12 protein-coding genes are annotated in these 14401 nt (G+C 37.3%); 1 reads left to right on the forward strand and 11 read right to left on the reverse strand.

The window, feature by feature from the left end:
• Positions 1 to 100: 100 nt before the first annotated feature.
• Positions 101 to 844 (reverse strand): hypothetical protein, encoded by a 744-nt coding sequence (locus QD47_RS26810; protein WP_044648990.1) that lies wholly within the window; start codon positions 842 to 844, stop codon positions 101 to 103.
• A gap of 66 nt (positions 845 to 910) precedes the next feature.
• Entirely contained in the window at positions 911 to 1072 is a 162-nt protein-coding gene (locus QD47_RS32715) for a hypothetical protein (protein ID WP_167438494.1), read from the reverse strand.
• A gap of 168 nt (positions 1073 to 1240) precedes the next feature.
• Here QD47_RS32715 and QD47_RS34325 point away from each other — a divergent pair, with 168 nt between their 5' ends.
• Entirely contained in the window at positions 1241 to 1501 is a 261-nt protein-coding gene (locus tag QD47_RS34325) for a DUF3953 domain-containing protein (RefSeq protein WP_044648991.1), read from the forward strand.
• On the opposite strand, the gene QD47_RS26820 is transcribed toward QD47_RS34325, so the two are convergent.
• From QD47_RS26820 to QD47_RS33485, 9 genes are all read right to left on the reverse strand, one after another.
• Positions 1502 to 2755, reverse strand: coding sequence for a DNA modification methylase (locus QD47_RS26820; RefSeq protein WP_044648992.1), 1254 nt, complete (start codon positions 2753 to 2755; stop codon positions 1502 to 1504). It abuts the gene before it with no gap.
• Between the two features lie 940 nt (positions 2756 to 3695).
• Complete coding sequence (locus QD47_RS26825) at positions 3696 to 5276, reverse strand: DNA primase family protein (RefSeq protein ID WP_161797208.1); 1581 nt, start codon at positions 5274 to 5276, stop codon at positions 3696 to 3698.
• Between the two features lie 277 nt (positions 5277 to 5553).
• The gene (locus QD47_RS26830; RefSeq protein ID WP_044648994.1) at positions 5554 to 5751 is read right to left on the reverse strand and encodes a hypothetical protein; all 198 of its coding nucleotides are present in this window, start codon (positions 5749 to 5751) and stop codon (positions 5554 to 5556) included.
• A gap of 89 nt (positions 5752 to 5840) precedes the next feature.
• On the reverse strand, positions 5841 to 9365 hold the full coding sequence (locus QD47_RS26835; protein ID WP_044648995.1) for a hypothetical protein: 3525 nt from the start codon (positions 9363 to 9365) through the stop codon (positions 5841 to 5843).
• 499 nt (positions 9366 to 9864) lie between these two features.
• Positions 9865 to 10668, reverse strand: a complete 804-nt coding sequence (locus QD47_RS26840; RefSeq protein ID WP_044648996.1) for a hypothetical protein — start codon at positions 10666 to 10668, stop codon at positions 9865 to 9867.
• Positions 10658 to 11608, reverse strand: a complete 951-nt coding sequence (locus QD47_RS26845; RefSeq protein ID WP_044648997.1) for a hypothetical protein — start codon at positions 11606 to 11608, stop codon at positions 10658 to 10660. Before QD47_RS26845 ends, QD47_RS26840 begins: the two co-directional genes overlap by 11 nt.
• A 2-nt stretch (positions 11609 to 11610) precedes the next feature.
• Entirely contained in the window at positions 11611 to 11817 is a 207-nt protein-coding gene (locus QD47_RS32720) for a hypothetical protein (RefSeq protein ID WP_044648998.1), read from the reverse strand.
• A gap of 404 nt (positions 11818 to 12221) precedes the next feature.
• The gene (locus QD47_RS26855) at positions 12222 to 14192 is read right to left on the reverse strand and encodes a UvrD-helicase domain-containing protein (protein WP_044648999.1); all 1971 of its coding nucleotides are present in this window, start codon (positions 14190 to 14192) and stop codon (positions 12222 to 12224) included.
• The coding region (locus QD47_RS33485) for a hypothetical protein (protein WP_235332375.1) at positions 14185 to 14401 on the reverse strand (217 nt) is incomplete at its 5' end. The genes QD47_RS33485 and QD47_RS26855, both read right to left, overlap by 8 nt.

The following is a 14401-nucleotide window of genomic DNA, read 5'->3' on the forward strand; positions in this document are numbered from 1 at the left end:
CCGTTTGCATAACCTATCTTATGCACTTGGTTTGGGCAATTTACAAGCTAATTCAGGGCTGAAACTGGCGTTTATCTATACAAATACTGACGGCATAACGTTATGACTGCGAATCTTCTGTCTCCATATATCCTTCCTCAATCTCAACCGATTCTTCAATAGCTTCATAATCGGCATCCACTACATCCGCTTCAATCATATCCAGAAATAGCTGCTTCCGTTCCTGTTCTAGTGCCTTCGTATTGACCACCAGCTCACGGCGATCATTCCACTCGTTGGGTGCGCGATTCTTCAAGTAGAAGATCATCGCTGTCGGATTGGGAGGCTGATATCGTTTCACTTTCTCGATGCGTGTCTTCTTTTTCCCATTTTTATCCTCTTCAATAATCGTTTTTATTTCTTCATATTCATACCCTGTAGCAGCTTTCAAAAGTGAATTTTCCACGTGCGATATAGGGACAGATCTGCTCCATTTGACTAGTTCAGCCAGCATCGGATGTTTATCTATATACTCGTACCAAGTCGTTTTACCTATATCGAGTTTCCTGATAATGTCCTCTGCATTCACGCCTTCTTCGAACCATTGCTGAATCTCCGCCAGTCTAGGATATACATGTGTTTCCCACTTGGTTGGACGTTCTAATGCTTCTGCAAATTTGGGATGTTTCCTACGATAATCGCCTAATGTCCAAATATGAATATTAAGTCGTTTCGCAATCTCCTCATCTGTTGCTCCTTCACGTACCCAAACGGGAATATCTCTAAGCCGTGGCACAACAAATTGATCATACTTGGTTAGAATCTTAGGCTTATTCCTTTTTGGATTGTTATTGTTCTTACTCATTAACTCACCTCCAGCACGAAAAAAGGGAACAGACCATAATAGCCCATTCCCCATATGTATTCTAGCTTATCCTTCTAACTCAGCCTCATAAAACAACTCGATATCCTCAATCACCTTCTGAATCAACTCGTTATCCTCCTGAGCTTCCTCAGCCCCTAGCACATTTACCTTTTCGGCTTGCATGCCCTTCAGGAATCGAATCACCATATTCACTTTTGCCTTACCCAATTCAATCACCCTTTCGGTTTAGTCAGCACATGATACCTCTGACCTTGCCGACTCAGCAACCACTTCTTGATAGTCATACTACTTACCATTCCGAATCAAATAGTTGTATAATATTGTATAAAGGGGTTGCACCGAATAATACGGTATATGAAGTGGGGGAATTTACCTATGCTTAAAAAACTGAATATCTATCAAGTTCTTAAATTTGTATGTGCCGCTGTTGTTATAATCACGTCCCTTTGGTCACTTGCTTATCCTGGCGACCATATTCTATTCAAATTCTCACAATTTTTCCTCGGTCTCATGTTTTTATTTTCTGGCTTCTCAGAACTTAAGGCAAATCGAAAAACTTACGCAATAATTAGCTTCAGTGTCTCCTTGTTTTCTATTTTGGTATTTATAACTACACTTTTATCAAGAAAAGGTTAACTACACGCACTCTAATTCTGACTCAGCAACAACTTCATGATAGTCATACTGCTGACCATCTCGAATCAAATACACACTGCTATTGTCGCCAGCATAGGCAATATACCGCTTCACAATCACATCTACATATTTGGGATCAAGCTCACTGGTATAGCAAATCCGATCCGTTTCCTCACAAGCAATCAATGTAGAACCTGAACCACCAAATGGATCAAATACGATATCACCAAGTCTACTTGAGTTTTTGATCGGGTAGCTGATCAAGGGAATCGGCTTCATCGTGGGATGATACTCATTCCGGAAGGGGCGATCAAATTGCCAAAGGGTTGTCTGCTTCCGATCACTGTTCCAGTAGTGTCCACCTGTTGGCTTCCAACCGTACAATACGGGTTCGTGCATCCAATGATAATCACTTCTGCCCATTACCATTGCTTGCTTTGCCCAGATACAGCATTGTGCCAGTTTGAATCCAGCTTCAATAAATGCCTTCCTAAAATTCAAACCTTCACTATCGGCGTGGAACACATAAATACTCGCTCCATCATCAGCTACTTCATACATCCGAGTATAGGCAGCCAACAGGAAATCATAAAATTGGTCATTATCCATCTTATCGTTCTCTATTTTCAATGCATCCTTCGTCTTGCCCGTATAGTCCACATTGTAAGGTGGATCAGTTACAATAAGCTGAGCCTTCTTGCCATCCATCAACGTTGCAATATCCTGCTGATTAGTCGAGTCACCGCACATTAGCCTATGCTTCCCAAGTAGCCAAATGTCACCTTTACGAGTGATCGGATGCTCAAGTAATGCTTCTTCTACATTAAAATCATCTTCCTCATCCACTAATTCTTCATGCAATGTATCCAATAGACGCTCACACTCACTCATATCAAATCCAGTTAGAGAAAGATCATAATCAGCTAGTTTTAATTCTTCTAGTTCCTGCGCTAACAATTCAAAATTCCAATCCGCATACTCAGCCGTCTTGTTATCAGCGATTCTGAAGGCTTTGACCTGTTCAGGCGTTAAATCATCGACTAATATAGTTGGGACTTTCTTTAATCCAAGCTTCTTGGCTGCTAACAGTCGTGTATGTCCTGCTATGATTTCATGATTGCTGTCAATTAGAATGGGATTTTTAAAGCCATAACTCTGAATACTAGTTGCTACATAATCAACAGCTTTCTCATTTTTTCTGGCGTTTTTTATGTACGGAATTAACGTTTCTACGTTTACGAATTTGATTTCCAATCCACTTGATTCCCCTTTCTACCTTCATTTTTAAAAAGACTGCAATCCAAATCCAGATGCAAAACACAACAACTGCTGTGACAACTCGTGATATTTCTACACTTATTGCTTGTAACATTAATAGCATTCATATTTCTCCTCTCTAAATGAAAAAGGAACCCTAGCTCATAGCCAGAGTTCCCGTGTAGCCTAATTTATAATTATAAATCTACTCATTGTGTCACGTGACACACTCAAACTTGAAAGCTCAAGCCTCCAATTCGTGTGGTTTAAAATTTTGCAAATAATAGTCCAATTCAGCAAGATTAATTTGTATATGTTAATCGAAAATTTTAAAACGATATTCCTAGCCAGTTATTAATATAACTTGATTACGTGTATGAATTCTGCTGAATCTATGCAAGATCTATTTGTGGGATAGGGGGAACTCTGGGCAATAAAACCACTTCGCTGCGCTTCGTAAACGGTAGTATCGCTTGCCGCCGTTTCCCCTCCCACACCCAACCCCATTGCGGCTTATTAAGTTCACTTTTGCAATTCCAATCATCCCTTAATTCTAAAATATGTACTCAATCCCATCAATTCCTCTCTACGGGCTGACAAGCCCATCATATACAAACATGTTTCCTATTCTCCATCAGCTTGTTTCCAATTTTATAACGCCAGATTCCTATCTTCGCTCTAATTTCTCCAGTATAATAGCTAATTTTTAAAAGCTGTTTCCATGTTTCCAGTTTTGAGCACTCCTGATCACATATACACTCCTCACCAGCGCATAGTATTCGATCAAATATTTTTATATGTATTTCTCTCAAGAGTTAAAAAAACAGGAAACATGGAAACAAACTCATGATTCTCTATGTAAATAAAGCATTTTTCCGTTTCCAATTGTATTCAAAACAGAAAACGGATAGGAAACAAATGTATCAAATAGGAAACGTTATATTTTGATACCAAACCAAAAGGGAACTGAGCTGCCACTTATTGTTTTGGCCTTCTTCCGGTAAATCTTGTCCTTCAGTTTTTCTTTGATATGCTTATTAAATTTAATCGTCGTTTCAGGTTTAAATCCACCTTGTTTACACCATGCAGCATACTTCGCATATAACCTTTTACATTCGATTCGGCTTTCATGTTGTTTTGAAGCTTCACTTTCGATTTGACATTCTTCATCTATGAACAGCATAATGACATCCGATTCCATTTGATACGTTTTAACTTGATCCTTAATCGTTTGTGAATATGAAAATCCACCTTGTTGTTCGAGTCGTCTTAATCCCCCAAGCGCATAATTCAATAATGTCGATAAAGCAGATGGAGTAGTCAGTTTATGAATTAATTTAGTGTCCTTTTGTTGATCTGTAAATTTACGATTAAAAGGAAACACCATCAGCCTTCTAAAAAATCCGTCACTGTTATCACTACTTTTCGGCAACTCATTGGCGCTGAACAACAATTTACAAAACGGTTCAAAGTTAAAGGGATCTTTCCCCTTTTTCTCTGCGTTTAATCCTTCACCACTGGCAAGTACCTTGAGGTTCCCTGTAGAGTTCAATGCATCCGCAGGAATATCTGTAAAGCAATTTAGCACTTTTCCATACAACTCGGCAATCTTAAACCGTGATCTGTCTCCTTCTAAATCTTGAATTTTAACTTTGGATATATTCGCTTTGCCTATCATCGCTTCAATCGTTTTAATCAATACCGATTTCCCGTTGCTCCCCGTACCTGTGAATAAAAATATTTTTTCATACTCCAAGGTAGGAATCAGAAAATAGCCGATCATTTCAAACAATGTTGCATGCGTATCCTGTTCCAGCACAGAATCGATAAACTGAAGCATGACAGGGTCATTGGCCGTAGGATCATATAGGACAGGAAATTGAATAGTGCTCCGTCTATCAGGCGTATGCTCCCTTAACTCTCCCGTTTTCCAATTCAACAAACCGTTTTTCACATTAATATAGTCGTCCAACAGATTCATTTGGGTTCCTGCAATATAACTTTGGGCCTCTATGTAATAACATGCTTCCTTAATCCGACTATGGCGAAATTCATTATCCAGCAGGGTAACGGATAATTGCTCCAGGTGACGCTCACCATCATTGACATATACGCCCTGATCATATCGATACAAAAACGTACCATCAGAAAAACATTTCATATGCTGATCTAGAATATCTTTGGCATACCAAACTGGTTGAAATTTCTTATGCGTTCCGTGAATCTCAAAGTATTCCATATAATTATGCTCAATTGATTTGGGAGAATTCTCTCCTGCTGACTCATCATCGCGTTTAAACACATCTACAATATCGACATGAGATGTAAGCTTAGAATTGCTTTGACTCCGGTAATACTCTTCCTCATGAGCTAACCATTCTTCATATTGTTCGGCAAGCCACTCTTGATATTCAGGATCATTCGCTTTCCGTTCTTCCTCTTCAATACGTTGCTCAAGTTCCCAATTCTCAAAAAACGCGATCTCCTTCTTGAAATACGCTCGTTCCGAATCAGTCATATATTTATCGTCCGTATATGTCCACCATGTTTTGCCACCATTATACGAAAACTCCAACTCATATGGAGAATATTCAAACTGTATCCGATACTGCTTATCCACATCTTCCTTGGTGATTGGCTTCCAAATACCATCTATCCATGCTTCTACTTGCTTGCTATTGCTATTTTTCCGTACATCTACCTGTTTCCCGTTGATAGTGAATTGGTCGGTATAATATTTGTGTTTATCATCGTGTTTTTGTAAAGCTATTGTCATATTGTTATGATCCCCCTTATTAATAGATGTTATCTACTACATGTTTAAATTCGTTATATTGCTCCATGGCCTTCCTCAACGGAGCCGAATCCTTGAATATAAATACTTTCCTATTGGAATCCTTTAAATCTACTTTTTCATCCATTTTATAAAACCGATTAAACATCAACCATCCTGCCATCCGGGACTGAGTAATGACGATTGTATTGCTTTCCATATCTGCCCTCCTCATATAAATAAATGATTGGAATGTGAAAGGTAAATCTCTTCCACCTCCTCCTCTCTACCGGCTGACAAGCCGCAAAGTTAAGCTCGGAAGTCTGCCAGACAAATGATGGAAGCTTTCGTTGTCTTAATAATATGTTTAATGGTGATCGACTTGTGCATATAGCAATCGAGGATGGAATCTCCTGTTTTACGAGCAATACTCAATCCTTCAGCCACGCCAAGCCAGTCTCGGTCATTGAACACGGTATACGTCTGCCCCACTATTTTCTCAGCTACTTCTTTGGGATTCCATGCTTTCTTTTCGCTGCTTACCAAGGAAATTTTATAGTCCATGAGATCATCGAGCTTCGCATCCTGTCGTTTGAGGTACTTATCAGGAATGCTCATATCTTTGCCTTCAGGCCATTGTAACGTGTAAGCTTCCCGTTTTTTCATCACCGTGGTATAGTTATGGCCTAGCCACTCAAAGGTGTGTTCATCGCTCTCTTTAACCTGCTGGATATATACTTTATCTTTGTCTTCATAATGAAGCTGTACATTTTGCAGCATTCCTTCACTGGCGACCACCCAGCAGAAAGAATAATTTTTATTCGAATTTTTCGCTTTGGAGTCCACGTAAGTCTTCCGAACAGCAGCCGTTGCCAACAGAGAAGGACAATCGCATATGTGTTCTGCTGCTGCCTTCGTTTCCCGATATAGCTCTGCAAATTTGGCATCCACTTCTTTTCGCAATCGCTTTTGCCTTTCATCTGATGAATATGGATTCAGACTTTGCTTCTCTTGGGTTAGCTCTCTATTTCTTTTCTGGAACGTATCATAGGTTGCCTGTAATGTATCAATCGTTTGATCCACACAAACTGTATCCAGATCAGGATTTTGAAAATACTGATAGATATTCTCAAACTGATGTTTTCGAATCTTTCGATCTGTATCCTCCAGCATGATTCGGTTTATATACTTCTTAAATGAAAACATGGACTCGGCAAGCAGATCTAAAGCCGAGGTGTGCTTACGATCCTTGTTGTAAGTTTTTCCGTCTTTGAAAAATGTAAATTGTGGCTTCAACGTTCCAAACCGATATTGAATTACATCTGGAATGACAACTTGGTCGAACAGACCCGATTTGGAAGCATCTATACATAAGGCCTGTAAATGCTTCATGATCGCAATTGGAAACTTGTATTGCAATAGCCCTTCTTGCGCGTTAGCGATATTTTCTATCGTCGTATTGATATCGGTGATTTCTCCCGTTTTATCTTCAGAGCGAATAATAAAATCAATAACATTCTCTTTGTTCCATTCCTTGGATGGAGCGGTGGATTTATCTGCATCGTTGACTTGTACCAGTGAATCGATGACATAGTCTGCCAGTGATACTTTAGCCTGAGCAGGAAAACGTTCTACAAAATGCTTCTGGATATTCTCATTCATTAGGTCAAGCCGATTTTTACCTTGGTGTTCACTTTTTTCGTCATTAACCTTGAAATTGTACTGCTGTAGGTATTCAATCTGAGTCTCTGCCAAGTTTAATCCTGTAGACAGAATCAATAATTCATCGCCGTCCCTGTCTGCGCCGCCAAGACGATCTGGCTCTGTCCCTAAAGGAAGCTGCACAATGTTGTCGATATGACGAATAAACTCAGCATCCTCACCTTCATAGTCCACGAATGTGGTTCGCGTGATTTCACTAAAAGACATGATTGGATTTCTCGCAAATAGATTCTGACCTACTATTGCGCCGCCACAATAACTCTGCTTGGCAGATAGAAACCCTGTATATTTCCATGTATGGTGATCCGCTGCTGCAGCGTAAGACAAAAACGCTAAAATATCTTGTGTCACATACAGATATTTGGCTTCAACATAAAATTTACCCAAGCCCATTTCATCTATTTTATGATCGATTACTTCCTTGATCGTTTGCCTTACTTTATGATCGAATGCCAATTTTTTATTAAGTTGAAGAGCATGAATGGCATCACTGCACTGTTTACCAATTCCATTATCTGAATTTTCCCGATACACCAAGTGCAAGAAGGCTTGTAAATAGCGTAGATCTTCCCATTCTAGTTCCTCTTTGCGATAAATGCTTAATGCCTGATATATGAGATCACCCTGCACATGGGATAAGCAAACGATATCTCTGGCTTGCAGATCCAACGCCAGTAATAACTGATACGATGATTTTCGGTATTGTTCATGTACTGGCTTGGCAATATTGGAGATGCCAATCGCATCATAGCCATACTCGATCAATTTAGACTGGTATGCGGCTATCGAGGGAAATAACCAGGCTTTCTCCTCTGAACCGTCTGGCTTTTCTCCGATCACTTGCAGCTTTGCTTTAAAAGTAGACTCAGTGGTCAAAATATCGATCTTGTCTGCATCATGCCATGTTCCGAATATATCCTGAATCCGCTTCACGTTATGCTTACGGAAATATCCATGAAAATCTACACAGGGGAAAAAGCCTTTGATCGCTGGCAAGCGTAATTGATAACCTGTAATCGTATAGTCTACCTTAAGGAAACGCTCCATCTGCTGTCCTAACTCTTTTGAGACCAAACCCATACCATCAAATACATTTTCCATGACCGAATGATTTTTCACTTCAGCTAATTGCAACCCTGTTGACCATGGTGTGATGGGGAGTTCTTTTTTCTCATACGGCTCAGTCTGGTCGATAGTCCATACGGGAACCGAAACGCCATCTTTCTTTTCGACTTTCCATGAAGGTTTGCTAAGGTGCTCCAAGCATACCCGTCTATTATTCTCTCTTTCCCAGCGACCAGTCGTTTTGTATTGGTCTCTATTGTTAGGTGCGATAGGAAGCTCGATTTTATGCTCTTTGACCTTATGGTTGATTTTTTGGCGCTGCTTTTCATAGTGTTGTTCTTCTTCCACATAGGCTTGAAGCTTAACATATCTGCCTTCTTCTTCAGGTGTACGATGATATGGAAGGATCATCTCCACATCTTCCGTAATGGGTATTTCTTTGTCAGGGAGGATGCAGATGGTTAATTGCTTCATATCTACAGGGCAGAGATACACATCTGTTGTCATTAGAGCATTGCGCGTCAAGTTTTTAGATACGGTGCATTGGGTCGGTTCAGTTCCAAGGGAAACATATGCTTTCAACGCTTCAGCATATTTCTCCAGTATAAATAGCTGATGACATTCTTTGTTCTGAGCACCAGAAAGGACATTATCCAGAAATACATAGGTATGCCGAGCAATTTCTTGACCGTTTGTATTTGAATAGATGGCGCTAAAGCCCTTTTCCAGCAAACGTTTGAGTTTGTCATTATCCTCCTCACTACGTCCACGTCCAGTTTCAATGGTCATGATTGGGAGGAGATTCTTCTTTTTTCTGATCGGCTTGCTATTATTGGATTTTGGATCGGAAGTATCTTGATTCGTTATGTACTCTACTGTAGCATCGAATTGCTTATTCATTATTCTCTCGTGCAAAATGTAATACATGAAGGTTTCACTTGTTTGTTTAGCATCTGCTTGAGTGTAGGCCAGCGAAAATTCGCCATTTTGCTCTGTTACATCGCCAAGTTGATATTGCCATAGGTGATATTGTCTTTTTTTGATCATACGTTATCCTCCGTTATTTTTAGTCTAAATACAGAACTAATGTTCCTATTCTATTATATCGAATATGCGTTCCCATTTAAATAGTTGTGTAATATAATTTGAAATTGGAAGAAATTTTTTGGGGAACGAGAAAAGAGACTATATATTAAATAATTATTATCGCACTCCTGATCCTAACTGGTCATTATATATCACCCAGAAAGACATGAAGAAAAGACCTAGCATCAGTTGCTAGGCCTTGAAACTTGAGCTTCAATTGATTAGTGTGAAAAAGATGGAATCTAAGCTTTCTTCCATACAAAACATATGGAACAAATTTTCCTGCCCTCAACTCCCAGTTGAGAGATGGGGTTTTGTAGGTTAAGGAAAATGCGGGCTAAAGCCTTCTAGGAAAAGGTTTCTTTGAGTTTTATGATTGTACGCTACGGCGCTGAAATGAAAGAGTGTAACCAAAGGTTCCGTTCCTGCTGTATATTTCTTAACCCTTCTGAAAGAATCTTTAATAATTTTCTTTGATGGAATCATCTTGATTGCTCAAGTATTCCGTTTGAAACCCGTTTAGCACATCCTTCATTTGATCAAGTGTTTTTTGAGTTTCGGCAAAACTTTCACTAATTTTTTCAAAATTATCCGCTATATCATTGAGGGAACTCAAAGTTTGTTGGGAGTTGGTATTCATATGCAACAGTACTTCGGTTTGTATATCAGGTTTTGAAGAACTCATTCCTTTTCCGACCATATAAAGTATACCTACTAGTGCAATTGCGACTAAAGAAACCATTATGCTCTTATAAGATAGATAAACATGATTATTTCTAATGATATTATAATTAACATTACTTTCTGTAGCATAAGCAAGTAATTCTTTCTTATCCTTTTTTTTTAGATGGAAATCGGAGGGAAATAAATCTGAAAACACATTCAGATTACCAATAACATCGAAAGCCATTTTACCAGCCAAAATTAAATTCGTAAAAGCAACTACCACAAGTAGCATAGCCAAGGTTCTAAAGTATTCAATTCTAAATATTAGGTCGATAAAGCTTACTATTAACGTAATTGAAATACTAACAGAAAACAAACTTGTTTTCGCTTTATCTTCAAGGGACTTTTTATATTCAAAAGATTTAGAATGAAGTTTATCCATTTCGACTATTGATAGCTTCTCATATCCATCCATATAGGATAATGGAATAGATTTGTTATCTGTGTCTTTAATTTTTTTCATCATCTTTTTTTTATAAAAATAATTTTCAAAAAAAGGGAATAAATAATATAAAAGATACTTCAACTTATCCAGCAAGTATATCACAGATCCTTTCATGAATCGGTAGTTGAGCACTTTCAACTAACCAAGCCCACTCGCCAGTAGGATTTATTTCAAGAAAGAAAAACTGTCCATTAAATTCAATCAAATCAATTGCTCCGAAATTCAATCCGAGTCGTTTCATCAAGCTTCTACACTTAGACTGAATTTCATCCTTGAGCTTGAATTCCCTATATTCAATATTATTTTTTTCCCTTCTCCAATCTCCGTTAATCCCCATACCATCCTTTAAGATGCGAACAGAAAATAATTCTTCTTCGATAATCGTGACTCTAATATCTACCTTGTGAGAAGCTGTACCTATATAGTTTTGAATAACCAGTGGAGAAATTTCCAAAGAAGCATTCCTGATTTCTTCAGATGACACTAAATTCGAATAAATGAAAGCTTCCTGTCCGTCTACTCTCAATACTGCCGTATCCAGGGATTTTGCGATGTATAAATCATTTTCGTCCAACTGTAATTTATTGGTGTTAGTTACATAAGTATTGGGTACAAGAAATCCAAGTTCCTCAGCATATTTTAATTGAAGAAGCTTATTTTCAGCCATAAATGTTGCGATCGGATTATTAACCCATTTTGGTGATTCAAAGATAGTCAAATTACGAACAAAAGCTGTCCATTGAGTTCTAAATAGCTGCTCTTCCATATCTATATTAGGTTTATAAATGTCCCGTAAATAAATAGGGGCTCTATAATAGATAGACTTTAGACTTTTTTCCGAAATGATGTAATTCTTGCTGTCCACTTTCACCAATAGTTCCAGTCGGTTTACATCAAGAACTACTTCATATTGGGCGAACTCATCTCGGTTTAATCTCAAGTAACTACTGTTTCTCTTTTCAAGCTCTAGACATATATAATCTGTTCCAAAATCTAGTTTGTTAGAAATAATTAGTATCTCGACTTTCTTCATATTTATTCTCCTTTTTGATCTTCACCAGTCTCACGATCACATTTCTTGCTTCTTGGCTTTCTCGCAAAAGGCTCCTTAATAAAAGCTTCAAACGACTTTAGGTTTATCCAATAGCCCTTCTCAGCATCAAATTTGTAATTCTTCATATCTGTTTCCTCACGCTCTATAGGATAAATATACGCTTTTTCTAATAACAAATGGCTCTTCAACGTGAACCCCTCCTATCGCCAATTTAAAAAAATAACCTGTGGTGTAAATCGTCTATATCGACTAAGTTTTCGTTTTTCTCTATCTTTATCAAATCTGGGAACCAAGAGTCGAAAAACAAACTATGATAAAATACTGCATCGTTTCTCAATAGTTCTTCGTGTTCTTGCAGTAAGATGGGGGATTGACTAAAAACTTCTTTGGTCAAATCTATTAAAATAAGAATCTCTAGTAAAATCTAAATAAGATTCTTCTTTCGGACTATTAGGCATAATTATATAATATGCAAATTTGTATTTATAAATTCCCTCTTCTTTCTCCATTTGTCTACTTCTTAAACTAGAAATTATTCACTCTTACCAGCTTTACTTAAAATTATGTGTAAAGTCGTCTTTTTTTTAGAGGATTATATTATTTCTTTATAATGAATCCATCCTAAATTATTTAACTTCACTTTATTTTCCAAGAAGACTTTTTCATTCAGAACAATACACAACAAATCAGTAGGTCTCGTCATTGCAACATATGCAACTCGTATGTGTTTTTCTACATATTCTTCTATGTCTGGTCTTTGCCCTCCACTTAAAAATTCAATAATGCTTTCATTCGTTTTAGAAAAATAAAAAGTTTCCAGATACAAGGTGGCAGTGTGCGTTTGCCCTTTAACACCATGTACACTATCTATCTCGATACTTAAGTCATTAAGGGTGTACGTATTCTTCCTAGACTCCCCTACAATTATAGATGAAGATCCCGCAGTTCCGATTATAAATTTATCTTTCAAAAGGTCAGTCTTATAATTAAACAATCGATTCACAATAATAGCCAAAATATACTTAAAACTTGTGAGAACAGATTTATTTTCTTCTATGTGCAACACTATTCTTGCAAAGTACCTGAGTACTACTTTATACAACCTCTCATCCTTTTCACGTAGATATTTCAAGAAAGAAACATTGGAAAAGAATTTGCCTTCTTCAGTCTTTATATCTCTAATCCTTAAAAATCTTAAAATTGCAAGAATAAACCGTTTGTAGTATGCCTTAATGTCTTCTCTATCAACAACTTCTTTATCGAGCTTTACCAAATAACTTGCAAGTTCAGTAAAATCTTTATTAACTTTCTTATTCGTATTTTGCTTATCAAACTCAGGAAAATAACTAGTAATTGATAATTCTCCATTCTTCGCTTTTACCATGCCAACAGCTTTAAAAATTGTATTACCCCGTTTATTCAATTGATATCTTATGATTAGGTTGGCAAAGGTCTCAAGTACATGTGAGACATCGTTATCTTTGTATGTGATGATGATGGGGGGACATATATCATCTTTCAGGGATTCTATTCCCAGCATTCCGTAAGGCTCTAAGGCGACAACATCTGCAACTTTTGCTATACTTTCACTCATTCTATTACTGTTTTTAATAAACAGAGGTTTTCTTGGATGCCAAGCACATCCCTTGTCCTCAGATTCATAAATTGTTTGCTGAGGATCACCAAAACATTGAAAGATAGTTCTCTGTCTATCAAATACTTTTTCTAATATCTGCAATTGAAGAGCACTAGTATCTTGCATTTCATCCACAAAAACAAATGGAAATCGCTCTGAAAAGAGGCTTGAAAGCTCTTTTTCAAATTCATTTGCATATCTCAGTGCAAGTCCTTGAAGTTCATTATAGGAGGATACTCCTTCATTCATAAGTTCATCAATTAACTTTATATATTCTCGGTAGGAATCAGCATTTGAATTTTTGATGGCATTAGTTTTTTTGTTAAAAGAAACTCGTTTAATAATATTATCAGTATAATCAAGTTCTAATGATCGGAGTACATCTTCTTTGGCATTTTTTATAGCAGTATTATCTTTTGAGTCTTTTAATTTTTGATTTAATTTGCTGTAAAGAAATCCATCCAGTTTACTTCCCGAAAATGGGGGATTTAAAGATTTGAATTTTCTTACTAATCGTAATTTGTATTCATCTACTTCAAATATCCTTGATATTCTTGATGAATAATATTTAACAAATGCGGGGCTGGCTATAAACTGACTTATAAATGAATGCAGTGTTCCAACGTAATTAGGATAGGAAAGGAGTTCACTGGCTTTGTCGCCCAACCGCTCTTTTATTTCATCAATTGCAACGTTAGTATGAGTAATAATACATATGCCTTTATTATTTTTTAAAGGTAAATTCCTTGCTAATATAATTAACTTAGCAAGCAAAACTGTAGTTTTTCCGCTACCGGGACAAGCAACTATATCTCTACTTTCCATGCATTTAATAACGTCAACTCTCTGTGCATCAAAACCACTCGGTATTTTCAGAATTCTAGCTGCGTGTTCAATATCTTCATCTGTTACACTTAAGTTATACATTATCCTGAACTCCTGTCACGTAATCTATAGCATCAACTAAGTACTTTAGATAAGTATCACTTCTAATTAATTGCACTTGCTCCGTTGTGAAGCTATTATTTTTCAGGATTTCTGAAAAGCATTGAGCTACCACAGCTTTTGAGATATTTTTCTTCAATACCACTTCTCTAACTATATTTGAAGCTAGTGTAAAAGAATCGCTATATAGG

Origin of the sequence: Paenibacillus terrae (genome assembly GCF_000943545.1) — a bacterium.
GTDB lineage: Bacteria > Bacillota > Bacilli > Paenibacillales > Paenibacillaceae > Paenibacillus > Paenibacillus terrae_A.